This is a genomic window from Nonomuraea glycinis, from assembly GCF_035920485.1.
GTDB classification, from domain to species: Bacteria; Actinomycetota; Actinomycetes; order Streptosporangiales; family Streptosporangiaceae; genus Nonomuraea; species Nonomuraea glycinis.
In genome coordinates this window covers 7,464,215-7,488,888 of sequence record NZ_CP109166.1, presented here as the reverse complement: position 1 = coordinate 7,488,888, position 24,674 = coordinate 7,464,215, and the positions used below count along the sequence as shown (strand labels likewise).

Genomic DNA, 24,674 nt, shown 5'->3' with positions numbered 1-24,674 from the left:
CTCACTGAACGTAAGCGTGCGACCACTCAATGTGACGTGGCGTGACAGTGAGGTGTCCCTCACCGGGAGGATGCGATCGATCAGGCGCTTGGCGCGGTGACCTTCAGGAACGCCGCCGTCGTGGCCACGAACCGGTCGGCGTCGTCGAGCCACGGATAGTGGCCGGCCCCCGGCTGCACCACGAGCTCGGCGGCCGGGAACAGCCCGGCGAACTCGGCCACGACGCCCGGGATCGAGTTCATGTCGACCTCTCCGGCCAGCAGCAGCACCGGCGCGTCGAAGGTGGCGAGCGCCGCGCGGGTGGCGGCCGGGTCGAAGGCGCCCTCGGCGCCGAAGGCGGCCGCCGCCTCGTCGTTCCGCCGGCCGTCCTGGGCCGCCAGGTGGGCTCGGGCCGCCGCGTCCCATCGGCCGTAGAAGAACGGGTCGACGGCCGCCCAGCTGTCGCCGGTGGCGTTGCCGGCCACGATGTCCTCCAGAGCCGCGAAGGCCGGCGCGAACCAGGGCTCGTCCGCGCGGAGCCGCGCGAGCTCCAGCCGTGCCTGCCCGGTGGCGTCGATGCCGACGGCCCTGGTGCTCGGCGTGATCAGCGCCAGCCTACCGACCCGTTCCGGGTGCCGGGCCGCGTACAGCGTCGCGAGGTTCGCGCCCGCGCAGTGCGCGAGCAGGTCGACCCGCTCCAGGCCCAGCTCCTCGCGCAGCGCTTCGACGTCATCGACGAGCCGGTCACAGCGGTAGGAGGCGGCGTCCCGCGGGATGGCCGACCGCCCGGTGCCCCGGGGGTCGAGCATGATCAGCCGCCGGTGCGCCGGCAGGCCGCCGAGCTCGCCGAGGTATTCGGTGTCCTGCATGCCGCCCGGCAGGCAGATCACCGGGTCGCCTTCTCCGGACACGTGATAGGCGAGGTTGGTCCCGTCGAATGCGGAGAAAGTGGGCACAGCCGGACATAGTGGCAGCCTTGCCCGGCTACGGCAACCGACTTTTCACCACACCCCTCACGCCCGGCCGATGACCTTGCCCTCGCCGAACACCCACGGATCCGCCTCGCACTCGGCGATGAAATCGGCCGGGAAGCCCACCGCGAACTCCGTCGCCCCCTCCAGTTCCCCGATCGCCTCCTCGGGCAGCACCACGTCGACCGACCCCAGGTTGTCCCTCACCTGCTCGACGCTGCTGGCGCCGATGATCGGATGCACGCCGCCGTACCGGGCACGGGTCCACGCGAGCGCCACCTGGGCCGCGCTGACGCCCAGCTCGTCGGCGACCTTCCGCACGGCCCGCGCCACCGCGTGATCCCGCTCGGTGAGGGAGCCCGGATCGACCCGGGTCGGCCCCTCGACGCCACCCGGCACGGTGAACTTCGCCGACAGCACCCCACCGGCCAGCGGCCCCCAGGCGGCCACGCTCATCCCGAACGCCTCCGCCATCGGCAGCAGCTCCCGCTCGGCGTCCCGCTTGAGCAGGTTGTACGGCACCTGCACCCCGGCGAACGGCGTCCAGTCCCGCCACTCCGCCAGCGTGTTGGCCCGGCTCACCAGCCAGGCCGGCGCGTCGGAGATGCCCACGTACAGGATCTTCCCGGCCCGGACCGCGTCGTCCAGCGCCCGCATCGTCTCCTCCACCGGCGTGTGGCGATCCCACAGGTGCACCCAGAACAGGTCGAGGTAGTCGGTACGCAGCCGTCTCAGACTGCGCTCCAGCGACAGCGTGAGATTCTTGCGGTGGTTGCCGGCGGCGTTCGGGTCGCCGCCGTCGCGGGAGAGCGTGTACTTGGTGGCGACGACGAACCGGTCCCGGCGGCCCTCCAGGAGCTCGCCGAGGACGCTCTCGCTCTCGCCGTACGCCGACGCCGTGTCGATGACGTTGCCACCGGCGCCGGCGTAGGCGTCGAGCATGGCGCGATACCTCGGCAGCGCGTCCCCTCGCTCGTAGAAGGACATCGCGCCGAAGAACAGTTCGGACACCCGCAGCCCGGTACGGCCCAGCAGTCGATAACGCAAGAAATCTCCCTTTATCGGACTTTCATCGAGCCTGCCCGACCTGGCCACTCCTGGGGAGACCGCCGTGAGACCAGCCCTGCCAGGGCCACGCTGCGCCGATAAACTCCCGGGCATGGGAGACAACGAACTGGGCGCGTTCCTGCGCTCCCGGCGGGAGACGGTCACCCCCGCCGAGGTGGGGCTCCCCGACGGATCGCGCCGGCGCACGCCCGGCCTGCGCCGGGCCGAGCTGGCGACGCTCACCGGGATCAGCGTCGAATACCTCACCCGGCTGGAGCAGGGACGCGACCGCCGCCCCTCCGCCGAGATCCTCGCCGCGCTGGCCGGCGGCCTGGGCCTGTCCACCGACGAACGCGTCCACCTGTACCGCCTGGTCAAGACCGCCACCGGGGGCACCTGCCAGGGGGCGGAGCCGCTGGCCCGCGCGGTGCGCCCCACGGTCGCGGCGCTGCTCGACCGGCTGGGAGCGACCCCGGCGGCGGTGCTCAACCGGCCGGACGACCTGCTCGCCTGCTCCCCCGGTTTCGAGCGCCTGGCCGGCCCCGTCGGCCTGCTGGAGGGCCGGCCGCCCAACCTGGCCCGATTCGTCTTCACCGACGACCGGGCCAGATCCGCCTTCCCCGACTGGGAGCAGGTCGCTGGTCAGCGGGCCGCCGGCCTCAGAGCCGCCGCCTCACTCGGCGATCCGCTCGCCGCGCGGCTCGCGGAGGAGTTGTCCATCAGCGCGGGAGCCGGGTTCAGCGACCGGTACGACACCGCCGGCAGCCTTCCCGGGCGTACCGGCGTCGAGCGCTGGACGCATCCCTTCGCGGGTGAGCTGGTGCTCGCCTACGAGAGCCTCGACCTGCCCGGCCCGGACGAGCACCGGCTGATCGTCTACCTCCCGGCGGACGATGTCACCTCGGCCGCGCTCGACCTGCTCACCGAGCACACCCCGGCCTAGGGTCCGCGCGGCTCAGAGCTTGCCGAGGCCGCGGGCCAGGGCCGCGGCGGTGTCCGCGACGACCTTGTCGACGACGGGGGCGTCGATGGCCTTCCGGTTGGTGTAGATCGCCATGATGATGGGCGCGCCCGTCTTGCGGGGCCAGACGACCGCGATGTCGTTGCCGGACCCGTACTTGGAGGTGGTGCCGGTCTTGTCGCCGATCAACCAGCTCTTGGGCAGGCCGGCGCGGATACGGGTGTCGCCGGTCTCGGTCGCGATCAGCCAGGCGTTCAGCCGCTGCCGGTCCTTGGCGTCCAGAGCCTTGCCCACCGTGAGCGCGCGCAGGTCACGGGCCATGGCCGCGGGCGTCGTGGTGTCGCGCTTGCTCTTCGGGCTCCAGTCGTTGAGCTCGGTCTCCCACCGGTCCAGCCGGGACACCGGGTCCTTCAGCGTACGGAAATAGCGGGTCAGCCCGGCGGGGCCGCCGATCTGCTTCAGCAGCATGTTGCCCGCGGTGTTGTCGCTGCGGGTGATGGCCGCCTTGCACAGCTCGGCGACGGTCAGCCCGTCCTTCACGTGCTGCTCGGTGATCGGGGAGTTCTCCTTCAGATCGGCCTTGGTCCAGCGCACGACCTTGTTCATCAGGCCGGGCTCGGAGGTGCGCGCCTTGTGCAGCACGGCCGCGGCGACGACCGCCTTGAACGTGGACAGCAGCGGGAACCGCTCACCCGACCGGTAGGCGATCGTCTTTCCGGTGGCGGTGTCGATGGCGTACGCGCCGATGCGGCCGTCGAAGGACGCCTCCAGCGCCCGCAACTCCTTCCTGGCCTGGGCCTCACCCGACGGCGCCCGGGTCGTCGCCGTCACCGTCGCGGCCGAGGCGGCGCCCGCGCCGAGGGCCCCGCCCGCCAGGAGGGAGAACGTCAACGCGGTCGCCTGCAGCGCCGCCGTGGAACGGCGGGTGCGGAGATGTCTCATGCCTTGTCCTTACTGTCGTTGTCAGACGGCAGGAGCAAAGCAGATGTGATCAGCGGATGTCTAATAGCGATATCACGAAGGGATCCATCACGATTGCCATATGGTCGCAGGTCAGCACGGTCGCGCGCGTAGTCCTCGGTCCGGTGCCGGCTATCCGCGTTCGGGCTGGGCCTTCTGCCGGCGACGGTGGACGCTGACGAGATAGGCCGTACGCGACCAGAGGGCGATCGTGAGTCCGGCGGCCGCCCATCCCGCCCACTCCCAGGCAGGTGCGCCCGATAACCAGGAGACCAGCGCCCAGAGGGCGAAGAGCGTCACCCCGCCGATGGGGGCGGTCGTCACCGGATGGGTCACCATCCGGCGGTTCACCCAGGCGCTGACGGCGACCAGAATGGCGACGACTTCGGTGATGGCAATGAGGACTCTCTCGATAATGGCCATTTCTCTTTTCACTGGGGAGGGCGGGTCCACGCGGCCCTCTGGGTCCAGGAGATGTCACTGGATTAGGCTGCGTGAATGGCTCGTTATGGGACACAGTACGGTCCGGACATTACCTTCCTTGGTATTCCTCCCTGCGATCTGACCGATCCCTCAACCTATGATGACGCCGACGTGGTGATCGTAGGGGCCCCGTTCGACGGCGGCACCTCGCACCGGCCGGGCACCCGGTTCGGGCCGCAGGCGATCCGCTCCACGGACTACCTCCCGCACGACGGCACGCGGCCCAGTCTGGCGCTGCGCACCGACGGCCTGCGGGATCTCCGGGTGTACGACGCGGGCGACGTCGAGATGTTCTCGGGAGATGTCCTGAAGTCCCTCGCCGACCTGCGGGCCGAGGTCGCCAAGGTGGTCCGGGCCGGCGCGATCCCGGTGATCCTCGGCGGTGACCACGCGATCGCCTACGCGGACGCCTCCGGCGTGGCGGACGTGCTCGGCCATGGCCGGATCTCGATGGTCCACTTCGACGCGCACGCGGACACCGGTGACGTCGACTTCGGGTCGCTGTGGGGCCACGGGCAGCCGATGCGCCGGCTGATCGAGTCCGGCGCGCTGCGCGGGGACAGGTTCTTGCAGGTCGGGCTGCGTGGCTACTGGCCCGGGCCGCAGGTGCTGCAGTGGATGGCCGAGCAGCGGATGCGCTCGTACGAGATGACCGAGATCGGGGAGCGCGGTCTGACGACGTGCCTGACCGAGGCGTTCGGCATCGCCACCGACGACTGCGACGGCGTGTTCCTCTCGGTGGACATCGACGTCTGCGACCCTGGCGCCGCCCCCGGCACGGGCACGCCCGAGCCGGGCGGGCTGACCGCCCGCGAGCTGCTCGACGCCGTCCGCCGGGCCTGCCTGGAGCTGCCGGTCGTGGGCGTGGACGTGGTCGAGGTCAGCCCGCCCTACGACCACGCGGACATCACCGCCGCGCTGGCGAACCGGGTGGTGCTGGAAGCGCTGTCGGCGATCGCCCGCAGACGCCGCGACGCGCGGGACGGCACCACCTGGGACCCCCGGCGGCCCCTGCTGGACGGCCGCTGACCATCCTGGCCACGCCGGCGATGCCCCGGAAATCTCAGCCCGCCGACGCTTGAGGAACCGTACGTTCCTCAACGGAATCTAGGGTTCGAGTAACAGAAAGGGGCACCACATGTTGCGAGGACTCGCCACCGTCAACTTCTTCGCCGACGACGTCGAGGCGGCCGGGAAGTGGTACACCGAGGTGCTGGGCATCGAGCCGTACTTCGAGCGTCCCGGCAACGGGCAACCCGCCGCCTACCTCGAGTTCAGGATCGGTGACCACCAGGCCGAGCTCGGCCTCATCGACCGGCGCTACGCCCCGCAGGGCGCGCCCACCGAGCCGGCGGGCGCGATCGCCCACTGGCACGTGGACGACGTGCAGGCCACCCTGGAGCGGCTGCTCTCCCTGGGGGCCACGCCCTACCTGCCGCTCACCGAGCACGGCCCCGGCTTCGTCACCGCCTCGGTGACCGACCCGTTCGGCAACGTGCTGGGCATCATGTACAACAAGCACTACCTGGAGATGCTGAGCCGATGATGCGCTTCACGGACGCCGGCCAGTGGGAGTCGTGGCTGGCCGCACATCACGAGGACGACGGCGGCGTCTGGCTGCGGATCGCCAAGAAGGGCTCGGCCGACCCTTCGATCACGATCGTCCAGGCGCTGGAGGTCGCGCTGTGCTACGGCTGGATCGACAGCCATCGCAAGGCTCTCGACGAGCACGCCTACCTGCAGCGCTACTCCCGCCGCCGCAGGAGCAGCCCGTGGTCGCGGGTGAACGTCGAGCGGGTGGAGGCGCTGACCGCGGCCGGGCGGATGCGCCCGCCCGGCCTGGCCGAGGTCGCCGCCGCCCAGGCGGACGGCCGGTGGGAGGCGGCGTACGCGGCCCAGCGGGACGCCACCGTCCCCGCTGATCTGGCCGAGGCGCTGACCGCCCGGCCGGAGGCGGCCGCCCGCTTCGAGGCGCTCGACAAGACGGCCCGCTATCTGCTCATCCTGCCGCTGCTGAAGGCCAGAACTCCGGCCGGGCGCGCGGCCCGGCTGGACAAGGCGATGTGCGGCCTGCTCGGCCGTTGATCGTCAGCCTTCGGGCGTCTGCTGAAGCTTGGCGAGGGTCAGCACGTCACCGCCGATGCCCCAGCCTCCGTCGGGGACCTCCTCGACCAGCACCAGGGTGGTGGCGCGGGCGCGCTCGCCGTAGATCTCCACGTACAGCTCGGTGGTGCGGGTGACGATCTGCTCCTTCTGCTCGGGGGTGAGGGTGGCGGCGGGAACCTTGAAATTGGCGAACGGCATGATTGTTTCCTTTTCTATGGTTGTGACAGCGGCGGGCGTCAGATGATGCCGCCGTTGGCGCGGATGACCTGGCCGTTGATCCAGTGGCCGGCCGGGGAGGCGAGGAAGGCGACGACCTCGGCGATGTCCTCGGGGGTGCCGAGCCGTTCCAGCGGGGGCAGGCCGGCCAGGCGGGCGATGGTCTCCTCGTCCTTTCCGTCGAGGAACAGGTCGGTCGCGGTCGGACCGGGCGCGACGGCGTTGACGGTGACGTCCCGGCCGCGGAGTTCGCGGGCTAGGACGAGCGTGATCGCCTCCACCGCGCCCTTGCTCGCGTTGTAGGCGCCGTAGTTCGGCGTGGCCAGGCCCACCTGGGAGGTGGAGAAGGTGATGATCGCCCCGCCGGGGCGCACCTTGCGGGCCGCCTGCTGGGCGACGACGAAGGTGCCGCGGATGTTGGTCCGGTGCAGCGCGTCAAGTTCGGCCAGGTCCAGGTCGGCGATGGGGCTGAGGGACATCCGGCCGGCGGTGTGCACGACGACGTCGACGCCGCCGTACGCGGACTCGGCCGTGCCGAACAGCGCGGCCACGGCCTGCTCGTCGGCGACGTCGGCCTGGGCGGCGACCGCTCGGCCACCGGCCGCGGTGACCTCCTTGACCGCGGCCTCGGCCAGGTCCCGGTTGCCGGCGTAGCCGATCACGACGGCGAACCCGGCGGCGGCCAACCGGCTCGCCGCCTGCCTGCCGATGCCACGGGACCCGCCGGTGACGATGGCGACACGAGGGTGGTCGGAATTGAGCTGAGACATGGGAACTCCCGCACTTGAAGGCGCTGTGCCGTACACGATGGCGTGGTCCGCCGCCCGTAGCCAGGGCCGCGTCCACCCTGGGGTTGCCATCCCCTGGTTCAAGCTTCGCCACCGGGTGATGATGAAGATGTGAACCTTTCTGAGCTGGCCGCATTCCTGAAGTCACGGCGGGCCCGGATCCGGCCGGCCGACGTGGGCCTGCCCACCGGACCCCGGCGCCGAGTGCCCGGCCTGCGGCGCGAGGAGGTCTCGCAGCTGGCCGGGCTGTCGGTGGACTACTACACCGAGCTGGAGCGCGGAAGCAACGTCCAGCCCTCCGCCCAGACGCTGGCCGCCCTCGCCCGCGCGCTGCGCCTCAACGGCGACGAACGCGACCACCTGTTCCATCTGGCCGACCGCCCCCTCCCCCGGGCGGCGCACGGCCCGGCCGCGCACGTCCAGCCGGCTCTGCTCGGCCTGCTGGACCGGCTCACCACCACCCCTGCCCAGATCATCACCGACCTGCACGAGACCCTCGTGCAGAACGAGCCGGCCGCCGCGCTCGTCGGCCGGCCCCCGGCGGTACGAGGTCCGGCGGCGAGCTTCGTCCACCGCTGGTTCACCGACCCCGCCTCCCGGGCGCTCTACCCGTCCGAGGACCACCCGCACCACTCGCGCGCGTTCGTGGCCGACCTGCAGGCGGTCGCCGCCCGGCGCGGGCGGGACTCCGAGGTGGCCAAGATGGTGTCCGTGCTGCGGCGGCGCAGCGAGGAGTTCGCCGACCTGTGGGACACCCGCGACGTCGCGCTGCGCCGCAGCGACCACAAGCGCATCGTCCATCCCTCGCTGGGCGTCATCGAGCTGGACTGCTACTGCCTGTTCAGCGAGGACGGGCGTCAGCGCCTGCTGTGGTTCACCGCGCCGCCCGGCAGCCAGGGGGCCGCCCAGCTGGAGCTGCTGCTGGTCATCGGCACGCAGGAGATGGCGACGGGGCCCGACATCCAGCTGAGGTGAGCACGATCGGCGTCGGTCAACTACGGTTGCTGACATGCCCGCCGTCGAGAATCCCGTCTCCCCGGAGCCCGCTGACGCGCTGGCGTCCGTGGCGGCGCTGAGGCGCCTGGCCGATCAGATCGAGGACGCCGCCGTCGAGCAGGCGATGCGGGCCGGCTGGAGCTGGCCGCAGGTGGCCGAGGCACTCGGGGTGACCCGCCAGGCGGTCCACAAGAAGCACGCCAAGCGGCTCATCGCAGCGGGCGTCACGCTGAGGAGACGGTGACCATGTCCGGCTTCGACAGGTATCTGCATACGATCATCGAGCAGGGCTCCGCCGAGGCCCACCAGGACGGCTCCGCGACGATCGAGGCCCAGCACCTGCTGCTGGCGATCGCCGCCCAGCCGGAGCCCACCCTGGAATCGGCCGGGCTCGATCACCGCACGATTCGGGACGCGCTGGAGCGGGAGTTCGAGCACAGCCTGGCCGCGGCCGGAGTCCCCCGCGCCGCCTTCGACCTCCCCCGGCCGACCAGGAACCCCCAGCCTCCGACTCAGCTGGGCGCCTCCGCCAAGCTCGCCCTCGAACGCCTCGCGAGGTCCCATCGCAAGAAGGATCTGCGGCCGGCCCACCTGCTGCTCGGCATCCTCCAGGCCCAGGCGGGCACCGTCCCGCGCGCCCTCGCCCTGGCCGGCGTCGACCGAGCCGACCTGACGGCCCGCGTCCTGCGCACCCTGCCGGACGCCGGCGAGTAGCCGCGGGCGCGGCCGGTCAGCCGTCGAGGAGCGCGGTGATCCGGGTGGCCGTCTCGAAGTCGATGCTCAGCCGGGTCTTGCCGATCGCGAGGGTGGTGCCGGTCGCGGCGTCCATCCCCGCGTAGTGGCCACGCGGCCGCACTCCCGCTCCGGGGCCTGAGCGCAGTGGCAGGGCGCCAGGGCGTGCACCGCCCTGATCTGTTCGAACGGCCCGTACCGCTGATGGCTGTCCCGTTGCTCCTCGACCTCGTAGGAGTTTCGGGCCGTCCTGCCCGCGTGCTCCGTGGTGCGGATCACAGCGCGATCGTCACCTTGTCGGCGGTGCCGGGTGCGTGGCGGTGAGCTGGGTGTTCCGGCTCAGGCTGGAACAGGGTGACGGGCCGGGGCCTGGCGCTGTGAACTGGTCTGGACCGATCGCCGACAGTAAGGGAAGGCGTCCTTTCGATGATCGAACACATGAGGCGGATCGCTATCGCCGCCGCCGTCGCCGCCGTGACGGTGGCGGCCGGGCTCGCCCTGACCGCAGGCCCCGCCGCCGCCGGCGACGAGTACTGGCCTAGGGGCGGCGGGGTGGCCCCGATGGGCAACGAGTACTGGCCGAAGGGCAGCGGGGTGGCCCCGATGGGCAACGAGTACTGGCCGAAGGGCAGCGGGGTGGCCCCGATGGGCAACGAGTACTGGCCGAAGGGCAGCGGGTAGCCGACGGGTTCGGGTGGGGAGGAGCGCCGCTGGCCGCCCCGTTGCGGAAGGGCGGTCGGCGGGCGTTCCTCCATGCGTCCGCCAGCGTATGGAATGGGCGACGGACCTCCTGCAGAAGGCCGAGGTACACGGACGCCGCTCCCACGCCGCGATGGGGCACATCGGCGTCGAGGTGAACCCCGAGGCTCCCAAGGAGTGCATCATCTACTCGGCGCCGACCACGGGCTGCAGCGACAGATGCCGGATCGCTGACGCCACCGGCGAGCAGCCACCGGACTGGTGACCCGGCCACCGCACGGTCCCGGCCCCTCCTCACCGGGACCGTGTGACTCCCCCAGGGACACGGGCACCCGGCCGAAAAGAGGGCGCCTGTCGGCGCCGTGTCGTACGCTGCCCGCAGCGGCAGACGCACGCCTGCCCGCTTCCGAGCCGCCCGGCGCCCACGTCGCCGGCGGCAACGAAACCAAGGGTCACCGACTCGCGTGCCACTGTTTCGCTTCCGCCTGACTCGTGATCCTTTCCTTGGCGGGGTGACGTGGGAACCTCCGCCGACGCCGAGGCCACCCGCCGCATCGCCGAGCAAGACGCCCCGCCGATCCTCGCCGCCGATGTCCCGCCCGCCCGGGTGCCGGCCCCCGTGGCGGTGATGCTGGCCCGTCACCTGTTCGCCGCGACCCCCGGCTGGGAACCCTATGCGCATACGTTGATGTCATTGGGCGACGTCAACGGCGACGGGCGTTCGGACATCGGCGCCGTGCACAACGGGACGGCGACGTTCACGATCTGGAACGGTAAGGGCGGTAACACCTTCGGCCCGGCCACGCCGATCGGATCCGGCTGGGCACAGCGCTTCTGACGCCCCGGAAGCGAGCGTTCCTTCTCGCCCTCGGACGACAGCGCCTGGGCAGCGCTGTCGTCCGGGGCGACGGTGCGCGACTCCGCCGGCCGCATCGCCGCGCCGGTGCCGGTTCGGCGCGCGTCACCTGGGCAAGGTGGTGTCATGGAGCAGTTCGCCGCGATGCCGCTGGCCGGCTGGCAGGACACCAAGGAGACGGTGCACCGGTTCTGCCAGGTGATCGGCAAGGTCCGGCTCGCCTGCGGGGTCCGGCGCAATCACTGGTGGAACGCGCCGTTCCATCTCACCGGGCGAGGTCTCACCACCCGGCCGATGGGCCAGGTCGACGGCAACCCGATCTTCACCATCGACTTCGACTTCCTCGGCCACCGGCTGGTCATCACCACCGTGGACGGGCGGGAGGTGTCGTTCGGTCTCCCCGGGCGGTCGGTGGCGTCCTTCTACGACGAGACCCAGCGGGCGCTGGACAGCCTGGGCGTGCGGGTGCGCCTGGACGTGCCGCACCCGTTCGACCTGCCGGACGCGGACCGGCCGTTCGCCGACGACACCGAGCACGCGGCCTACGACCCGATCATGGTCACCCGCTACTGGCAGATCCTCAGCCAGGTGAACCTGCTGCTGGAGGAGTTCGCCGCGGGCTACTCCGGCAAGACCAGCCCGGTGCACCACTTCTGGCACACCTTCGACATCGCCTGCACCCGCTTCTCCGACCGCCGGATCGACCAGCCGGCCGACGCCGACCCGGTGACCCGGGAGGCGTACTCGCGGGAGGTGATCAGCTCGGGGTTCTGGTTCGGCGACCCGGCCTTTCCCGAGCCGGCCTTCTACTCCTACACCGCTCCGGAGCCCGAAGGACTCGACGGCGAGCCCCTGGCACCCGAGGCCGCGCGGTGGATCACGCAGCGGGGCGGCCACCTGGCCGTGCTCCGCTACGACGACGCCCGGGCCGAGGCCGACCCGCGCGCCGCCGTCCTCGCCTTCTACGACAGCGCCTACCAGGCCGGAGCCCGGCGCGCCGGGTGGGACATCCCCCGGTACGCCTGCCCCGGCGGGATCACCGACCCGCGGCTGAACGACGGCATGCGGACGGCCCAGGCGCCGCACTAGGCAGCGCGCTGGCGACGCTGCACACCCGCGACAGCACCGCGCTGCGCTGCGGACAGGCTGTGGCCGCGGTGCAGGGCACCGACCGGGTCGAGAGCGTGCGTCTCGCCGACGGCACCGTGATCGACGCCGACCTGGTCGTCGTCGGGATCGGAGCGGTGCCCCGCACCGACTGGCTCGACGGCAGCGGACTGCCCCTCGACAACGGCGTGGTCTGCGACGAGTTCCTCCGTGCCGGCGCCCCCGGCCTCTACGCCGCGGGAGACGTCGCCCGCTGGCACAACCTCCTGTTCGACCGCTCGATGCGGGTGGAGCACTGGTTCGCCGCCGCCGAGCGGGGGGCGCGGGCCGGGCGTAACGCGGTGTCACCGGCAGATGCCCGGTCCTACTCGACGGTCCCGTACTTCTGGTCGGACTGGTACGGCTCGCGCATCCAGTTCGCCGGTGTCGCCACCAACGACGGCTACGAGCTCGTATCGGGCGACCTGGCCGGTGACCACTTCGTCGCGCTGTACCGCGAGGGTGACCGGCTGACCGGGATGCTGACCCTGAACGGGCAGCGCCACGTCATGAAGTACCGCCGACTCATTGCCCAACGCGCTCGCTTCGACGAAGCCATCGCGTTCGCCCGGACGTCGGCGCCCACGCGCTCGGCCACCACCACTTCCTGACCTTCCGCCCTGCCAACGCCTGGTAGGCCTGCGAAAAGGACCAATCGACCATGACTGACCAGCAGCAACAGGGCACGACCGACGACGACCCCACGACCACCACGTCGTCACCCTCCGACACAGGTCCCCCACGGGACGAGATGGTGCTCGCCCGGATGGGCGGCCGGAAAGGCTTCGTCTACTCCAGCATCCCCGTCGTCGTGTTCGTCGCCGCGATCCTCTTCTTCTCGTTGACGGTGACACTCACCGTCGCTGTGCTGACGGGCGTGGGACTGACGGTGTTCCGAATCGTGAGCGGTGAGCGCTGGACCTCTGCTGTCGGCAGCCTGGTCGGCGTCGCGATCGCCGCAGGCGTCGTGGCCCTGACCGGGTCGGCGAAGAACTACTTCGCGCTGGGGATCTGGGCCTACTTCGCGGGCGTCCTACTCGCCCTGGCTCCGTGCCGGCCCGCTGGCCGGCGCTCGGTGTCGCCCGCGTCGCGATGGGTACGCCGCTGTCGGCGCTCGTCGCACTCGTCATCCTGTGGGCTACAGGTGGGCCCGGCGGGCCCGCGCGTGCTTCAGCTCCTCCAGCACGAACATGGCGGCGCCCTCGCCGAGCACGAAGCCGTCACAGGTGCCGTCGAACGGCCGGGAGGCGTGCGCGGGGTCGTCGTTGCGTGGCGTCGTCGCCCGGATGGCGTCGAAGCAGGCCCGCGTGATCGGCGAGATGGGCGCGTCCGTGGCGCCCGCGATCATGACGTAGGCCGAGCCCTCGCGGATCAGCTCGGCGGCGGCGCTCGGCCGTACGCGCGCTGGCGTTCGGCCCCGAGAGTCACCTGCGCCCGCTCGGCCTTGACCTTCCCGTTCGCTGACCATCCGCCGAGCCTGCTGTTCTCCTACCGCACCGGCGACGTCGGCGCCGAGTTCGGCCGCCCCGCGATCGAGTCGATCCGCGCCGCCTTCGGCCCGCGGCCCTCGGGACCGCTGCTGGAGGAGCTGTTCCAGCGCTTCGAGCAGAGCCCGGAGGCGGTGTTCGACATCCCGGCGACGTGCCCGCCGCGTTGCGGAACTGGGAGGCCAGGATGCGACCGTTCATCAGGATCGAGCAGGACGGCGCGCTGCTCCTCCGCACGCTCTTCACACCGCACGACCGCAAGGAGCGGATCGTCCGCGCCGCGATGCTGCGTCTCATACGCCGGCCGCTCCTCGGCCGGGTCGTGGGCGGGGTGTTCAGAGGCGGTCCCGACCTCGCCAACAAGGAGTTCGATGTCGCGGGCGTATAAGGCCTGCGAAGAGCGAAGGGAGACATGAAGCAGATCCTGAGGGAACAGCAGGGCATGGAGGCGCTGGCTTGCTGCCGGTGCCTGCTCGAACCCGCCCTGCGCGAGATCGTGTGCCGCTCGCAGGTGGCGTTCATTCTCGGCGTCCGCGGCAGCGTTGTGACGATCCACAGCCCGGTGATACGGTCGCCCGGATCCATCACCAGGTTGCGAGCCTGCTGCACCGTCCATGCCCCGGCCGGGTGTGCGGTCACTCCGGCCAGGTGCAGTTTCCGGGTGCCGTGCTCGATGAAGATCAGCACGTGCGTACAGCCGTTTGAGCAGAATCGTTTCGACCGCCAGGAAGTCACAGGCAATGATCGCGTGGGCTTGAGCGGTCACTTCAGCCGTTCGGCGACCCGCTCCGCGATAGAGCTCAGGCGCCTGCAGCGCTGGGCGGGATCTCTGTTCGGCTGCTGGTTGGGCTCGGTCATGGTCATCGTGACCAGGAACCGCCCTTTCCGGAACACCACCGCGCCCGCGGATCGGGCGTACTGCTTGGTCACGCAGTACGACTCCTCGCCCACGGGACGGCTCAGCGGCTGCGCGCCGTCATACGACCCGCCGAACTTCATGTTGTGCGCGGGTGCCGGGTCGGCCATGTAGCTGGTGATCTGCAGACTCAACCTGTGCCCGTCGGCCCGGTAGCCCTCTCCGGTGTTCCGCTCGCACAGGGTGTCCACGTAGGCGTACTCGTTGGGATCGCGGATGTCCGTGTCGATGCTGAAGTCCGTCCTCCCGACCGCACTGCCGATCTCCTCCGTGACGAACGGCGCGGAGTGCCTGCGGAACAGCTCGCGGAAGTCGTCGGCGTTGAGCACCTCGCAGGCCATTCCCGGCTTCGCAGTGATCAGTGGGCTGTCGTAGGAGATGGACGTGACGCCTCCGGGACGCGCCGTCTGCTTCTCCAGGTTGCTGGCGATCGTCTTCAATACCGCCTGCTTCTGCGACGCCAACTGCGAACCTGCCTTCACAGACAGCTGCACTTGCGCGACCGTCTTCTCCAGCCGCAGGGCGAAGGTCAGGTACTTCATGGTCTTGTCCACCACGCTCGTGCCGCGCTTCTTCTCCCCCACGCTCACTCCGCCGATCGACGGCCTCTTGACATAGTTCTTGAACTCGTAGTCCAAGGCGGAGGTCTTGGTGTAGCTCTCCTGGAAGACCGAGATCTCGAGCAGGCCCTCCGGCCACAACGCCATGTAGCAGGAGTTGGGCGGCGTCATCGGGAGGAACAGGTCGCTGCCGTCCTCCATCGGCCCCTTGCCCTGGCCGTCGAAGTAGGAGCGCTTGTACGCCGGAACCAGAGGGTTGACGTTCAGGATCAAGCCGTGCTTCTCAAGGTCGGCGAACGTCATGAGGTTGCAGGCCGGGATGACCGTCGAGCCGGCGTGCTTGTACGGTTGCCCGACGGGCTTCCCCACGAGCGCCGCTGGGTCGACGACCCCCGCCTCCGCCAGCTTCTCGTAGCCTGGACGTGGGACGTTCTTCAGCTTGACGACGCTGCCGCTCGCGTCCGGCCCGGCGGTCTGCGTGCTCTTCGCACCCGCCCCGCCCCCGCCGCGAAGCTGCGGCAGGATCACGGCACCGATGGCGACGACCAGGACGAGCACGAGGGCCGCGGCGGCCAGCAGCGCCACGATCCATCCGCGCTTCTTCCGCCTCGGCGGGCCCGGCGGCCACCCGGGTGGCGGGCCGCCCCCCGGGTACGGCGGATACGGCGGCTGGGGCGGGCCCTGCGGATTCCCGTAGCCGCCTCCCTGGGGCCACCCTTGCGGATGTCCTTGGCCACCCTGCGGCCACCCTTGCGGATGCCCCGGCCGGCCTTGTGGCTGCCACGCACCAGGCCCGCCTTGATAGGGCGGTTGCACCACGATGCCCCCCGTTCGTGATCGTCACTAATCAGCACAGCCTTCACCGGTCCTCCCACCCGGAAGGCTGCGAGGAGCAGAGCGTAGCGACACACCAATGATCAGTCGGCATACTTCAGACATTTACGAAGCGTTCTGGCGAGGTCGCGGTGCCGTGGCCCCACTTCCTCACCTGTGGGCGTCACTACTCGCGCACGTTGACCTCAGCGTCGATGACCGGGCCTAGGCCGTCGAGCAGCGGTTTCAGGCCGAACTCGAAGAGCCGGTCGAGGTCGAGGTCGAAGCCGCCGGCCATCTCGCCGACGACCTTCACGAAGCTGGGGTACGCACCCGACGCGACGATGTCCCGCAGGGTGTCCTCCTGCCCGCTCATCCACTCGTCCCCGGTGAGCCCGGTGCCGGCGCGCGCCTGCCGTTCGAACTCCAGGTTGGCCGCGATGCCCTGGACGTAGCTGAAGAGCAGGATGTGCACGTGCATCTTGCCGGCGGCGTCGAGCCGGCCGTCCTCGATCGCGGCGAGGGCCCACTCGGTGTGCCGGAGCAGGCTGGGTGACGGCAGTGGCCTGGTCAGCGAGGTGACCTTGGCCATCCACGGGTGCGCGCGGTAGGCGGCCCACTGCAGGCGGGCCGACGTCTCCAGGCGGGCGCGCCAGCCGGGCGGGGGCTCCTCGGGCAGGGGGAACTCCCTGAGCACCGCGTCGATCATCAGCATGAGGAGGTCGTCCTTGCCGCCCACGTGCCGGTAGAGGGACATGGTGGCGGCCCCGAGGCGGCCGGCGACGCCGCGCATGGTGAGCTCCGGCAGCCCGTCGGCGTCAGCGATCTCGATGGCGGCGCGCACGATCCGCTCCCGCGTCAGGTCGTTCTCCGGCAGCAGGGGCCGCCGGGCGGGCGCTCCGCCGTCGCGCGGCCGCGCGACCAGCGTGCCCACGCGCGGCTCGGCGACCACGACGCCTTCCTGCGCCAGGACCGTCAGCGCCTTGGCGGCGGTGGCCAGGGCGACGCCCCAGTCGCGGGCGAGTTGCCTGGTGGACGGCACCCGGTCGCCGGTGCGCAGCCGCCCGTCGGCTATGCGGCCCTTGATGTCATCGACGATGCGCGCGTACGGCGGAGCCATCGAAAGTCCTTTCCTGTACTAGTACAGACTCTACTCGATAACCCTTGTAACGTGCTGTTCGTACGACGTACATTCACATCGCGTACAACGTCAACAGAGTTTGGAGCGCATCATGAAGGTTCTCGTGTCCGGCGCGAGCGTCGGCGGCCCCGTGCTGGCCTACTGGCTGCGCGAGCGCGGCTTCGAGGTGACGCTCGTCGAGCGCGCCCCCGCGCCGCGCCTGGGCGGGCAGGCCGTCGACATCCGCGGGGCCGCCCTCACCGTGGCGGATCGGATGGGCATCCTGGAGCGGGCCACCGCCCTGAGGACGACCATGCGCGGCATGTCGATGGTCGACGGTGACGGCCAGGAGATCATGCGCAGCACCGAGGAGACGGTCAGCGGGGGCCGGTTCGACAGCCCGGACATCGAGATCCTCCGCGACGACCTGACCGCGCTCGTCACGGCGGCGGCCGGCGCCACCTACCGGTACGGCGACTCGATCGCCGAGCTCACCCAGGACGAGCAGGGGGTGGACGTCACGTTCGAGAGCGGCGGCCGGGGCCGCTACGACTTCGTGGTCGGCGCCGACGGCCTGCACTCGAACGTCCGGGGCCTCGTCTTCGGCGACGAGTCGCGGTTCCTGCGCCACCTCGGCATGTACGTCGCCATCTTCACCGCCCCCAACTTCCTGGATCTGGACCACTGGCAGACCTGGCACCGGGACGGCGACGCCGGGTTCGGCCTGTTCAGCGACAGGGACCCGAGTGTGATGCGGGTCAACCTGGGCTTCGCGGCCGGGCCGATCGACTACGACCACCACGACGTCGACCAGCAGCGGCGCCTGGTCCGGGAGCACTGCGCGAAACTGCGCTGGGAGGCGCCGAGGCTGATCGAGGCCATGGACAAGGCCGACGACTTCTACTTCGACGCGATGGCCCAGGTCGAGATGGAGCGCTGGTCGAAGGGCCGGGTCGCGCTGGTGGGCGACGCCGGCTACTGCGCCTCGCCGATGTCGGGCCAGGGCACCAGCCTGGCCATGGTCGGGGCGTACGTCCTGGCGGACGAGCTGGGCCGGGAGCCCGCCGGCGCGTTCGACCGCTACGAGCGGCGCCTGCGCCCGTTCGTCGCGCTGAACCAGGCCCTCGCCCTGGAGCAGCAGGAGGGCCAGGGCGCCGCGCCGGAGAACGTCCAGCGAGCGGCGAACGCCATCACTCTGGACTGAAATGTCAGAGATTTGTGTTATCTCAGATATGTCGGTAATGTCGGTCGCATGGCATATGAAGTGGAGTTGGCCTTCGCCGACGAGGTGGGGCGTCATTTCGCCCGGCAGAACGCCCTGCCGCCGATGACCGGGCGGGTCGCCGGGTGGCTGATGATCTGCGATCCGCCGCAGCAGACCATCGCCGAGCTGAGCGAGGCGCTGCGGGCCAGTCGCAGCGCCGTCAGCGGCGCGGTCACCATGCTCGAGGAGTGGTCCTGGATCCAGCGGTCGAGAGCCGCCGGCGAGCGCGTGGACCGGGTCAGCCTGCATCCCGCGATCTGGCTGAGCATGGTGGACAAGCGGGCGGAGTACACCTCGCTCGGCGCGCTGGCCCGGCACGGCCTGGACGCGCTCGGCGAGGCCCCCGCGGCCCGCCGGGCGCGCCTGCTGGAGACGGCCGCCTTCGCCCGCTTCCTCGCCGAGCGGATGCCCGCGCTGGCGGCCGAGTGGCAGGCCTACCGGGAGACCCTGCGCGCCTCGGGCGAGCTGCCCACCGATTCAAGGACGAGCTGACCCACCCCGATGAGGAGACCCTTGATGACCTTTGACGTGGCCCGCTGGCAGGCTCGCTTCGACGAGCTGCGCGCCGCCCACCATGTCCCCGGAGCGTCCCTGGCCGTGCTGTCCGGCGGTGAGCTGCACGAGCTGGCCGGCGGCGTGCTGCACCGGGGCACCGGGGTGCCGGTGACCACCGACTCGCTGTTCCTGTCCGGCTCGATCGCCAAGGTCTACACCGCCACGCTGGTGATGCAGCTGGTCGACGCCGGCCTGCTGGATCTCGACGCGACCGTGGTGAGCGTGCTGCCCGAGTTCGCCACGCCGGATCCGGCGGCCACCGCGACCATCACCGTCCGGCAACTGCTCAGCCACACCGGCGGCCTGACCTGTGACTTCACCTTCGACTCCGGCCGGGGGGACGACTGCCTGGCCACCTACGTCAAGGCCGCGGGGCAGGTCGCGCTGGACTGCCCGCCGGGCACGGCCATCTCCTACAGCAGCCTCGGCTACGTCGTGCTGGGCCGGATCGTCGAGGTGCTGACCGGGCAGACCTGGGACCAGGCGCTGAAGGACCGGCTGCTCACCCCGCTCGGGCTCGGCCGGTCGGTGACGCTGCCCGAGGAGGCGCTGCGGTTCCAGGTGGCCATGAGCCACCTCGGGGAGCCGGGCCGCGACCCCGACCCGGCGCCCGCCTGGGATCTGATGCCGCGTTCGGCGGGACCGTACGGCCGGGTGATCGTCTCCGCGGGCGACCTCGCCCGCTTCGCCCAGGCGCACCTCGACGGCGGGCGCGGCGTCCTGTCCGCCGGCGCGGTCGCCGCGATGCGGCGCCGCGAGGTCGACAGCCCGGACAAGTGGACTGTCAGTGCCGACGGCTGGGGCCTGGGCTGGACCCTGTACGACTGGAACGGCGTCTTCGGCTACGGCCACGACGGCGCGGCCATCGGCCAGTACGCCTACCTGCGCGTCGTCCCGCACGCCGGGGTGGTCGTCGCCCTGATGACCAACGGCGGAGGCGCCCGGCGGCTGTACGCCGAGCTGTTCCGTGAGTTGCTGGACGAGCTCGCCGGGGTGCGCATGCCGGACCCGTTCGGGCCGGCGGCCGAACCGCCCGTGGTGGACATGGCGCGGCTGGTGGGCGACTACCGACGCGAAGGGGTCGTCGTCACCGTCGCCCAGGACGACGACGGCGCGCGCATCCGCTATGCGTTCGTCGACGGCATGAAGGACTTCTCGCCGCCGCTGGAGATGGACCTGGTGCCGGTGTCGGAGACGGTCTTCGCCGCGACCGGCGGCGGCTCCTCCTTCAGCGAGGAGCACGTGCCCGTGGTGTTCTCCACGCTGACCGACGGCACCGACTGCGTGTACATCGGCATGCGCGCCACCCCGAAGAGCGTCCCGATCAGCGGGTGAGCAGGTCCCGCAGGGCCTTGGCGAGGTCGGCCGGCGCCTCCTCGGCCATGAAGTGGCCCCAGGTGACGGGGATGTGACGCAGGTCCGGCGCCCAGGCGCGCCACAGCGCTGCCGCGTCGAAGCCGAGCGCGCTCCCCCAGTCCTGCTGCAGGACGGTGACCGGCATCCGCAGCCGGTTATCGGCGGCGCGGTCGGCCTGGTCGTGCTCGACGTCGATGCCGGCGGAGGCGCGGTAGTCGGCCACGATCGAGTCCACGGCCGCGCGGGAGGCGTCCAGGTAGGCGGCGCGGACGTCGGCCGGGATCGCCTGCGGGTCGCCCGCCCAGATGTCGAGGAAGTGGCCGAAGAAGGCGTCCGGACTGGCGGCGATCAGCTGCTCGGGCAGGCCCGGCGGCTGGGCCATCAGGTAGAGGTGGAAGCCGACGGCGGCGGTGGTGCCGTGCATGACGTCCCACATGTCCAGGGTGGGCAGCACGTCGAGGCAGGCCAGGTGCGTGATCGTCCGGGGGTGGTCCAGGCCGGCGCGGAAGGCGACCAGGGCGCCGCGGTCGTGCCCGGCCAGCGCGAACCGGTCATGCCCCAGCTCCCGGGCGAGGGTGACGATGTCGGCCGCCATGGTGCGTTTGGCGTACACGCTGCCGTCGGTCTCGGCCGGTTTGTCGCTGGCGCCGTAACCGCGCAGGTCGGGGCAGATCACGGTGTGGTCGGCGGCCAGGTCGGCGGCCACGTGCCGCCACATCAGGTGTGTCTGCGGGAAACCGTGCAGCAGCACGATCGGGCTGCCGGCGCCGCCGACGGCGGCGTTCAGTGACACGCCGTCGGCGACGGGCACCCGTTGGTAGTCGAAGCCGGTGATGACAGGCGCCATGGTGTTGCCCTTTCGTCGGTTGCTCTCAGCCTGCCGGGCGTGAATGAGCATCCGGTCAGCGCGCTAGCGTGACCTGGAGGAAGGGACGGTCGGACGCTGGGGAAGGCACGGTCGGACGCTGGGAGGAAGGGGCTGTCTGACGCAGGGAGGAAGAGGCGGGCGGACGCTGGGAAGAAAGGGCGGGCGGACGTGCGGGTCGAGTTCGGGGTGCTGGGGCCGGTGGCGGCCTGGGACGACGGCGGGGACGCGGTCGCCCTGAAGGGGCCGCGGCACCGCGCGGTGCTGGCCCGGCTGATCGTCGCCCGCCGGCGCGTCGTCCCGGTCACCGACCTGGTCGAGGACCTGTGGGACGATCCACCGCCCGGAGCGGTGGGGGCGGTGCGCACCTTCGTCGCCGCGCTGCGCCGCGCGCTGGAGCCCGATCGCCCGCCCCGCTCCCCCGCCCGGCTCCTCGTCACCGTGGGACCTGGGTACGCCCTGCGCGCGGAGCCGGACGCGGTGGACGCCTGGCGCTTCGAACGGGCCGTGGCCGCCGCCGCGACGCTGCCTCCCGAGGACGGGCTCGCCCGGCTGGCCGAGGCGCTCGGGTGGTGGCGCGGGCCGGCCTACGCCGGGTTCGCCGACCAGGACTGGGCCCGCACCGAGCGCTCCCGGCTGGCCGAGCTGCGGCTGCACGCCGTCGAACGCCAGGCCGAGGTCCGGCTGACGCTCGGCCGGGATGCCGAGGCGGTGCCGGACCTGGACGCGCACGTGACCGAGCACCCCTGGCGCGAGGACGCCTGGCGGCTGCTGGCGCTCGCGCTGTATCGCGCCGGCCGGCAGGGCGACGCGCTCGCCGTGCTGCGCCGGGCGCGCACCCTGCTGGCCGAGCAGCTCGGGGTGGACCCGGGCCCGGCGCTGCGCCGCATGGAGACCGACGTCCTCCAGCACGCCGACCACCTCGACCTCCCCTCGGGGCCGGGCAGCGCGGCGGCCCGGATCTGGGCGCAGACGGCCGCCGTCTATGACCGCACCGTGACCTCCGGCGCCAGAGCCAGGCTGGAGTCCACGGTGAGCATGCTGCGCAGCCTCGCGGTGACCGGCGGCACCGGCCTGGAGGCCGCGCGCCGGCATCGGCTGGCGGCCATCGCCGCGGCCGAGGAACTGGGCGACGCCGACCTGACCGCCCGGGTGATCGGCGCGTACGACGTACCGGCGATCTGGACCCGCTCCGACGACCCCCGGCAGGCGGCCCACGTGGTGGCAGCGGCCGAACGCACCCTCACCGACCTCCCCGAAGCCACCGGTACGTACGGGGTGACGGGTGGGCATGAGGTGGCACGTACTCGGCTGCTGGCCACGATTGCCCTGGAGTCGCGCGGCACCTCCTCGCCCCGGGGGCCCGAGGCCGCGCGGCAGGCCGAAGAGCTCGCCCGCCGCCTGGACGATCCCGCGCTGCTGGCGTTCGCGCTCAACGGGGTCTTCATGCAGACCTTCGAACGGGCGGGCCTGGCCCCGCAGCGGGATCGGATCGGTGCCGAGCTGGTCACCCTGTCCGCCCGGCACGGCCTGATCACCTATCAGGTGCTCGGCCACCTCATCCGCCTCCAGGCCCGCAGCGCGCTCGCCGACTTCGCGGCGGCCGACTCGCACGCGGCCGAGGTGGATCGGCTGGCCGGGCGGCACGAGCTACCGCTGGCCAGGGTGTTCACGCAGTGGTACCGGGCGATGCGACTCGCCGAGACCGGCCGGGCGTCCGTGGCCGAGACGGCCTACCGGGACGCCGCCGCACGTCTGAACGGCGCCGGCATGCCAGGCCTGGAGCACGGCCTCCTGCCGCTCGCACTGCTCTGCCTACGCCTGCGGCACGCACCCGCCGACCTTCCCAGCAGTCGCGAACGGCTCGCACCGACCGACCTTCCCGACGGTCGGGAACGGCTCGCACCGACCGGCCGTCCCGAGGGCGTGGGGTGGGGCGGGCTGGGGGACGAGCGCATCGATTGGGGGCCGTACGGGCCCTGGGTTCGTCCTTTGGTGCTGCTGGGCCAGGGGCTGCGGGCGGAAGGCGCCGACGCGCTGCGTGACGTCCCTGAACCGCCCCGGGATCTGCTGTTCGAGGCTCTGTGGTGCCTTGTCGCGCGAGCCGCGATCGGCGTCGGCGACCGGGAGACGATGCGGCGTGCGCACCGCGCGCTCGGGCCCGCCGCCGCGGAGCTGGCCGGGGCGGGCAGCGGGCTGCTCACCCTCGGGCCGGTCTCCGGGTACCTCGCCGACCTCGCCGCCGCCCTCCGCTGAGACGAGCTGTTCGTACGGCTAGAGGTTGGCGCATTCTTTCCCCCTGGCAGCCCAGGTCAGAGCATGCGCACCAGTGCTTTTCCGGCAACCGGGGCGTAGGGTTGCGGTATCGAGTGCTTCTCACGCGCCGGCATGCACGCCGGTGTCACCCGCGGCGACAGACCGCTCACATCTCCTTAGACGCTGGGCCCGCCGGACATCCGGTGGTCGCCTCACATTCGCGCTTGTCCGAGAGGAGAAGCTGATGACCGTCACCGACACGGCCCCACTCGGTGGGGCGGGGCCCGCCGAGCCGACCACCGTCCAATTGTCCGGCGAGCTGGATCTCGTCACCTGCCCGGCGCTGCGCGACGAGCTGCACGACGTCCTGCGCTCCAGCACCCGCCTGCTCGTACTCGACCTGTCCAGCGTGACCTTCTGCGACGCCTGCGGCCTCAGCCTCCTCATCGACCTCCAGCGGTGTGCCCGGCAGCGCGGGATCGTCCTCGCCCTGACGCAGCCGCGCCCCTGCGTGTCACGGCTGCTGCGCATCTCCGGCCTGGAGCGCAGCTTCCCCTTCGTGGTGTGAGCCGAAGGAGCGCCGGTAGGCGGCGGGCGTGGTGCGCACGATGCGGTGAAAGCGCCTGCGCAGGTTGGTGGCGGAGGAAAGCCCGACCCGTACGGCGATCGTCTCGACCGGCAGATCGGTCTCCTCCAGCAGCGCCCGCGCCGCCGAGACCCGCTGGCCCAGCAGCCAGCGGCCCGGGCTGACACCGAGCCGGTCGGCGAACCTGCGAGCGAGCGTCCGCGCCGAGACCCCGGCCCGGGCGGCGAGGTCGTCGACGGTGAGCGGTTCGTGCAGTCGTTCGGCGGCCCAGTCGAGCACCGGGGCCAGCGAGTCGGACGCCCGGCCGGATTCCACCGCGTACTGGAGTTGCCCGCCCTCGCGATGCGGGGGCATGACCATGTGCCGGGCGACGTGCGCGGCGTAGGCGGCGCCGTGGTCGGCACGGACCAGGTGCAGGCACAGGTCGATGCCCGCGGCGGTACCGGCGCTGGTGGCCACGTCGCCCAGGTCGATGTAGAGGGTGTCGGCCTCGACCAGCACCCGGGGAGAGCGGGCGGCCAGCGCGGCGGCCATCCGCCAGTGGGTGGTGGCCCGGCGGCCGTCGAGCAGTCCCGTCTGGGCCAGCAGGAAGGCGCCGGAGCAGAGGGCGACGATGCGCGCCCCGCGCTGGTGGGCCCGCCGCACCGCGTCGAGCACGGCGGGGCCGGCCGGTTCGTCCGGCCGTTGCCAGCCGGGGATCACGACCGTGTCGGCCGTCTCCAGCGCCGTCAGGCCGTCGCGCACGGCCATGTCGTAGCCCGCCAAGGTCGGCACCGCTCCCGGATGTTCGGCGCACACCGAGAAGTCGTAGCGGGTGGGCAGGCCGGGACGGGACACGCCGAAGACCTCGGCGGCGCACGCCAGCTCGAAGGTCGACTGCGGGGGCAGGACGAGGGCCACCACCCGGTGCGGGGTCATGGCAGGAATGTACCCGAACGCGTCAATCCAGACACTGG

General features: G+C 71.7%; 31 protein-coding genes and 1 pseudogene. 19 read left to right on the top strand and 13 right to left on the bottom strand.

All coding sequences use genetic code 11. The features are described 5' to 3' along the window. Nucleotides 1-80 precede the first annotated feature (80 nt). Both OHA68_RS35115 and OHA68_RS35110 read right to left on the bottom strand, forming a co-directional pair. Entirely contained in the window at nucleotides 81-935 is an 855-nt protein-coding gene (locus OHA68_RS35115; protein WP_327104077.1) for an alpha/beta fold hydrolase, read from the bottom strand. Nucleotides 936-992: 57 nt separating this feature from the next. Beyond that, complete coding sequence (locus OHA68_RS35110) at nucleotides 993-1,997, bottom strand: aldo/keto reductase (RefSeq protein WP_327104076.1); 1,005 nt, start codon at nucleotides 1,995-1,997, stop codon at nucleotides 993-995. 112 nt (nucleotides 1,998-2,109) lie between these two features. Between OHA68_RS35110 and OHA68_RS35105 the strand changes: the two genes are divergently transcribed. Further along, nucleotides 2,110-2,940: a helix-turn-helix domain-containing protein gene (locus OHA68_RS35105; RefSeq protein WP_327104075.1), complete on the top strand. Its 831-nt coding sequence runs from the start codon at nucleotides 2,110-2,112 to the stop codon at nucleotides 2,938-2,940. 12 nt (nucleotides 2,941-2,952) lie between these two features. On the opposite strand, the gene bla is transcribed toward OHA68_RS35105, so the two are convergent. Together bla and OHA68_RS35095 are read right to left on the bottom strand one after the other, a co-directional pair. Then, nucleotides 2,953-3,900: a class A beta-lactamase gene (bla, locus tag OHA68_RS35100; RefSeq protein ID WP_327104074.1), complete on the bottom strand. Its 948-nt coding sequence runs from the start codon at nucleotides 3,898-3,900 to the stop codon at nucleotides 2,953-2,955. Nucleotides 3,901-4,050: 150 nt separating this feature from the next. Then, the gene (locus tag OHA68_RS35095; protein ID WP_327104073.1) at nucleotides 4,051-4,341 is read right to left on the bottom strand and encodes a hypothetical protein; all 291 of its coding nucleotides are present in this window, start codon (nucleotides 4,339-4,341) and stop codon (nucleotides 4,051-4,053) included. Between the two features lie 75 nt (nucleotides 4,342-4,416). Here OHA68_RS35095 and speB point away from each other — a divergent pair, with 75 nt between their 5' ends. The 3 genes from speB to OHA68_RS35080 all read left to right on the top strand — a co-directional run bounded on the left by speB (nucleotide 4,417) and on the right by OHA68_RS35080 (nucleotide 6,486). Beyond that, nucleotides 4,417-5,430, top strand: a complete 1,014-nt coding sequence (gene speB, locus OHA68_RS35090) for an agmatinase (RefSeq protein ID WP_327104072.1) — start codon at nucleotides 4,417-4,419, stop codon at nucleotides 5,428-5,430. A 109-nt stretch (nucleotides 5,431-5,539) separates the two neighbouring features. Beyond that, complete coding sequence (locus OHA68_RS35085; protein ID WP_327104071.1) at nucleotides 5,540-5,947, top strand: VOC family protein; 408 nt, start codon at nucleotides 5,540-5,542, stop codon at nucleotides 5,945-5,947. Further along, complete coding sequence (locus OHA68_RS35080; RefSeq protein WP_327104070.1) at nucleotides 5,944-6,486, top strand: YdeI/OmpD-associated family protein; 543 nt, start codon at nucleotides 5,944-5,946, stop codon at nucleotides 6,484-6,486. Before OHA68_RS35085 ends, OHA68_RS35080 begins: the two co-directional genes overlap by 4 nt. 3 nt (nucleotides 6,487-6,489) lie before the next feature. On the opposite strand, the gene OHA68_RS35075 is transcribed toward OHA68_RS35080, so the two are convergent. Beyond that, complete coding sequence (locus tag OHA68_RS35075; RefSeq protein ID WP_189139015.1) at nucleotides 6,490-6,705, bottom strand: tautomerase family protein; 216 nt, start codon at nucleotides 6,703-6,705, stop codon at nucleotides 6,490-6,492. A 38-nt stretch (nucleotides 6,706-6,743) separates the two neighbouring features. Beyond that, nucleotides 6,744-7,493 carry an SDR family oxidoreductase gene (locus OHA68_RS35070; RefSeq protein WP_189139016.1) on the bottom strand — a complete coding sequence of 250 codons (750 nt, stop codon included), beginning with the start codon at nucleotides 7,491-7,493 and terminating at the stop codon, nucleotides 6,744-6,746. 129 nt (nucleotides 7,494-7,622) lie between these two features. Here OHA68_RS35070 and OHA68_RS35065 point away from each other — a divergent pair, with 129 nt between their 5' ends. Genes OHA68_RS35065 through OHA68_RS35055 form a run of 3 tightly spaced genes read left to right on the top strand, consistent with a single transcriptional unit; the run spans nucleotide 7,623 to nucleotide 9,221 of the window. Beyond that, complete coding sequence (locus tag OHA68_RS35065; protein ID WP_327104069.1) at nucleotides 7,623-8,486, top strand: MmyB family transcriptional regulator; 864 nt, start codon at nucleotides 7,623-7,625, stop codon at nucleotides 8,484-8,486. A 34-nt stretch (nucleotides 8,487-8,520) separates the two neighbouring features. Further along, complete coding sequence (locus tag OHA68_RS35060; protein ID WP_189139018.1) at nucleotides 8,521-8,751, top strand: hypothetical protein; 231 nt, start codon at nucleotides 8,521-8,523, stop codon at nucleotides 8,749-8,751. A 2-nt stretch (nucleotides 8,752-8,753) separates the two neighbouring features. Continuing rightward, complete coding sequence (locus OHA68_RS35055) at nucleotides 8,754-9,221, top strand: Clp protease N-terminal domain-containing protein (RefSeq protein WP_327104068.1); 468 nt, start codon at nucleotides 8,754-8,756, stop codon at nucleotides 9,219-9,221. Nucleotides 9,222-9,237: 16 nt separating this feature from the next. Here the strand turns inward: OHA68_RS35055 and OHA68_RS35050 are convergent, their stop codons facing one another. Then, nucleotides 9,238-9,363 carry a hypothetical protein gene (locus tag OHA68_RS35050; RefSeq protein ID WP_327104067.1) on the bottom strand — a complete coding sequence of 42 codons (126 nt, stop codon included), beginning with the start codon at nucleotides 9,361-9,363 and terminating at the stop codon, nucleotides 9,238-9,240. 314 nt (nucleotides 9,364-9,677) lie between these two features. Here OHA68_RS35050 and OHA68_RS35045 point away from each other — a divergent pair, with 314 nt between their 5' ends. From OHA68_RS35045 to OHA68_RS45430, 6 genes and pseudogenes are all read left to right on the top strand, one after another. Beyond that, a complete protein-coding gene (locus tag OHA68_RS35045; RefSeq protein ID WP_327104066.1) occupies nucleotides 9,678-9,920 on the top strand; it encodes a hypothetical protein in 243 nt (80 codons plus the stop codon). A gap of 88 nt (nucleotides 9,921-10,008) precedes the next feature. Beyond that, complete coding sequence (locus tag OHA68_RS35040; protein ID WP_327104065.1) at nucleotides 10,009-10,203, top strand: hypothetical protein; 195 nt, start codon at nucleotides 10,009-10,011, stop codon at nucleotides 10,201-10,203. A 252-nt stretch (nucleotides 10,204-10,455) separates the two neighbouring features. After that, on the top strand, nucleotides 10,456-10,776 hold the full coding sequence (locus OHA68_RS35035) for an FG-GAP repeat domain-containing protein (protein ID WP_327104064.1): 321 nt from the start codon (nucleotides 10,456-10,458) through the stop codon (nucleotides 10,774-10,776). Nucleotides 10,777-10,920: 144 nt separating this feature from the next. Then, nucleotides 10,921-11,883, top strand: coding sequence for a DUF5996 family protein (locus OHA68_RS35030; RefSeq protein WP_327104063.1), 963 nt, complete (start codon nucleotides 10,921-10,923; stop codon nucleotides 11,881-11,883). Continuing rightward, a complete protein-coding gene (locus tag OHA68_RS35025; RefSeq protein ID WP_327104062.1) occupies nucleotides 11,796-12,551 on the top strand; it encodes an oxidoreductase C-terminal domain-containing protein in 756 nt (251 codons plus the stop codon). Before OHA68_RS35030 ends, OHA68_RS35025 begins: the two co-directional genes overlap by 88 nt. A gap of 50 nt (nucleotides 12,552-12,601) precedes the next feature. Continuing rightward, nucleotides 12,602-12,970 (top strand): annotated as a pseudogene (locus OHA68_RS45430) (DUF3159 domain-containing protein); the annotation flags it as partial. A gap of 108 nt (nucleotides 12,971-13,078) precedes the next feature. Here the strand turns inward: OHA68_RS45430 and OHA68_RS35020 are convergent. Both OHA68_RS35020 and OHA68_RS35015 read right to left on the bottom strand, forming a co-directional pair. Continuing rightward, complete coding sequence (locus OHA68_RS35020; protein ID WP_407674377.1) at nucleotides 13,079-13,408, bottom strand: beta-ketoacyl synthase N-terminal-like domain-containing protein; 330 nt, start codon at nucleotides 13,406-13,408, stop codon at nucleotides 13,079-13,081. A 20-nt stretch (nucleotides 13,409-13,428) separates the two neighbouring features. Then, nucleotides 13,429-13,572, bottom strand: a complete 144-nt coding sequence (locus tag OHA68_RS35015; protein WP_327104061.1) for a hypothetical protein — start codon at nucleotides 13,570-13,572, stop codon at nucleotides 13,429-13,431. A gap of 42 nt (nucleotides 13,573-13,614) precedes the next feature. On the opposite strand from OHA68_RS35015, the gene OHA68_RS35010 reads away from it, so the two are divergent. Beyond that, entirely contained in the window at nucleotides 13,615-13,815 is a 201-nt protein-coding gene (locus OHA68_RS35010) for a hypothetical protein (protein ID WP_327104060.1), read from the top strand. A 374-nt stretch (nucleotides 13,816-14,189) separates the two neighbouring features. On the opposite strand, the gene OHA68_RS35005 is transcribed toward OHA68_RS35010, so the two are convergent. Together OHA68_RS35005 and OHA68_RS35000 are read right to left on the bottom strand one after the other, a co-directional pair. Further along, nucleotides 14,190-15,488 carry a hypothetical protein gene (locus OHA68_RS35005; RefSeq protein ID WP_327104059.1) on the bottom strand — a complete coding sequence of 433 codons (1,299 nt, stop codon included), beginning with the start codon at nucleotides 15,486-15,488 and terminating at the stop codon, nucleotides 14,190-14,192. A gap of 415 nt (nucleotides 15,489-15,903) precedes the next feature. Beyond that, the gene (locus tag OHA68_RS35000; RefSeq protein WP_327104058.1) at nucleotides 15,904-16,836 is read right to left on the bottom strand and encodes a TetR/AcrR family transcriptional regulator C-terminal domain-containing protein; all 933 of its coding nucleotides are present in this window, start codon (nucleotides 16,834-16,836) and stop codon (nucleotides 15,904-15,906) included. 112 nt (nucleotides 16,837-16,948) lie between these two features. Between OHA68_RS35000 and OHA68_RS34995 the strand changes: the two genes are divergently transcribed. The 3 genes from OHA68_RS34995 to OHA68_RS34985 are packed head-to-tail and all read left to right on the top strand — an operon-like array spanning nucleotide 16,949 to nucleotide 19,990. Then, complete coding sequence (locus tag OHA68_RS34995; protein WP_327104057.1) at nucleotides 16,949-18,040, top strand: FAD-dependent monooxygenase; 1,092 nt, start codon at nucleotides 16,949-16,951, stop codon at nucleotides 18,038-18,040. Between the two features lie 48 nt (nucleotides 18,041-18,088). After that, nucleotides 18,089-18,592, top strand: a complete 504-nt coding sequence (locus tag OHA68_RS34990) for a GbsR/MarR family transcriptional regulator (RefSeq protein ID WP_327104056.1) — start codon at nucleotides 18,089-18,091, stop codon at nucleotides 18,590-18,592. A gap of 24 nt (nucleotides 18,593-18,616) precedes the next feature. Then, on the top strand, nucleotides 18,617-19,990 hold the full coding sequence (locus tag OHA68_RS34985; RefSeq protein ID WP_327104055.1) for a serine hydrolase domain-containing protein: 1,374 nt from the start codon (nucleotides 18,617-18,619) through the stop codon (nucleotides 19,988-19,990). Here the strand turns inward: OHA68_RS34985 and OHA68_RS34980 are convergent. Beyond that, nucleotides 19,980-20,858 carry an alpha/beta fold hydrolase gene (locus tag OHA68_RS34980; protein ID WP_327104054.1) on the bottom strand — a complete coding sequence of 293 codons (879 nt, stop codon included), beginning with the start codon at nucleotides 20,856-20,858 and terminating at the stop codon, nucleotides 19,980-19,982. The two genes, OHA68_RS34985 and OHA68_RS34980, sit on opposite strands and share 11 nt — an antisense overlap. Nucleotides 20,859-21,047: 189 nt before the next feature. On the opposite strand from OHA68_RS34980, the gene OHA68_RS34975 reads away from it, so the two are divergent. Beyond that, nucleotides 21,048-23,132, top strand: a complete 2,085-nt coding sequence (locus OHA68_RS34975; protein ID WP_327104053.1) for an AfsR/SARP family transcriptional regulator — start codon at nucleotides 21,048-21,050, stop codon at nucleotides 23,130-23,132. A 244-nt stretch (nucleotides 23,133-23,376) separates the two neighbouring features. Further along, nucleotides 23,377-23,700 carry an STAS domain-containing protein gene (locus OHA68_RS34970; protein WP_189139029.1) on the top strand — a complete coding sequence of 108 codons (324 nt, stop codon included), beginning with the start codon at nucleotides 23,377-23,379 and terminating at the stop codon, nucleotides 23,698-23,700. On the opposite strand, the gene OHA68_RS34965 is transcribed toward OHA68_RS34970, so the two are convergent. After that, entirely contained in the window at nucleotides 23,647-24,636 is a 990-nt protein-coding gene (locus OHA68_RS34965; protein ID WP_327104052.1) for a helix-turn-helix domain-containing protein, read from the bottom strand. The two genes, OHA68_RS34970 and OHA68_RS34965, sit on opposite strands and share 54 nt — an antisense overlap. Between the last annotated feature and the right edge of the window lie 38 nt (nucleotides 24,637-24,674).

Coding starts and splice junctions, on each gene's coding strand:
- OHA68_RS35105 (WP_327104075.1), top strand. CDS start 2,110: ATGGGAGACAACGAACTGGGCGCGTTCCTGCGCTCCCGGCGGGAGACG.
- bla (WP_327104074.1), bottom strand. CDS start 3,900: ATGAGACATCTCCGCACCCGCCGTTCCACGGCGGCGCTGCAGGCGACC.
- OHA68_RS35095 (WP_327104073.1), bottom strand. CDS start 4,341: ATGGCCATTATCGAGAGAGTCCTCATTGCCATCACCGAAGTCGTCGCC.
- speB (WP_327104072.1), top strand. CDS start 4,417: ATGGCTCGTTATGGGACACAGTACGGTCCGGACATTACCTTCCTTGGT.
- OHA68_RS35085 (WP_327104071.1), top strand. CDS start 5,540: ATGTTGCGAGGACTCGCCACCGTCAACTTCTTCGCCGACGACGTCGAG.
- OHA68_RS35080 (WP_327104070.1), top strand. CDS start 5,944: ATGATGCGCTTCACGGACGCCGGCCAGTGGGAGTCGTGGCTGGCCGCA.
- OHA68_RS35075 (WP_189139015.1), bottom strand. CDS start 6,705: ATGCCGTTCGCCAATTTCAAGGTTCCCGCCGCCACCCTCACCCCCGAG.
- OHA68_RS35070 (WP_189139016.1), bottom strand. CDS start 7,493: ATGTCTCAGCTCAATTCCGACCACCCTCGTGTCGCCATCGTCACCGGC.
- OHA68_RS35060 (WP_189139018.1), top strand. CDS start 8,521: ATGCCCGCCGTCGAGAATCCCGTCTCCCCGGAGCCCGCTGACGCGCTG.
- OHA68_RS35055 (WP_327104068.1), top strand. CDS start 8,754: ATGTCCGGCTTCGACAGGTATCTGCATACGATCATCGAGCAGGGCTCC.
- OHA68_RS35045 (WP_327104066.1), top strand. CDS start 9,678: ATGAGGCGGATCGCTATCGCCGCCGCCGTCGCCGCCGTGACGGTGGCG.
- OHA68_RS35040 (WP_327104065.1), top strand. CDS start 10,009: ATGGAATGGGCGACGGACCTCCTGCAGAAGGCCGAGGTACACGGACGC.
- OHA68_RS35030 (WP_327104063.1), top strand. CDS start 10,921: ATGGAGCAGTTCGCCGCGATGCCGCTGGCCGGCTGGCAGGACACCAAG.
- OHA68_RS35020 (WP_407674377.1), bottom strand. CDS start 13,408: ATGGTCAGCGAACGGGAAGGTCAAGGCCGAGCGGGCGCAGGTGACTCT.
- OHA68_RS35015 (WP_327104061.1), bottom strand. CDS start 13,572: ATGTCGAACACCGCCTCCGGGCTCTGCTCGAAGCGCTGGAACAGCTCC.
- OHA68_RS35010 (WP_327104060.1), top strand. CDS start 13,615: ATGCGACCGTTCATCAGGATCGAGCAGGACGGCGCGCTGCTCCTCCGC.
- OHA68_RS35000 (WP_327104058.1), bottom strand. CDS start 16,836: ATGGCTCCGCCGTACGCGCGCATCGTCGATGACATCAAGGGCCGCATA.
- OHA68_RS34995 (WP_327104057.1), top strand. CDS start 16,949: ATGAAGGTTCTCGTGTCCGGCGCGAGCGTCGGCGGCCCCGTGCTGGCC.
- OHA68_RS34990 (WP_327104056.1), top strand. CDS start 18,089: ATGGCATATGAAGTGGAGTTGGCCTTCGCCGACGAGGTGGGGCGTCAT.
- OHA68_RS34985 (WP_327104055.1), top strand. CDS start 18,617: ATGACCTTTGACGTGGCCCGCTGGCAGGCTCGCTTCGACGAGCTGCGC.
- OHA68_RS34980 (WP_327104054.1), bottom strand. CDS start 20,858: ATGGCGCCTGTCATCACCGGCTTCGACTACCAACGGGTGCCCGTCGCC.
- OHA68_RS34970 (WP_189139029.1), top strand. CDS start 23,377: ATGACCGTCACCGACACGGCCCCACTCGGTGGGGCGGGGCCCGCCGAG.
- OHA68_RS34965 (WP_327104052.1), bottom strand. CDS start 24,636: ATGACCCCGCACCGGGTGGTGGCCCTCGTCCTGCCCCCGCAGTCGACC.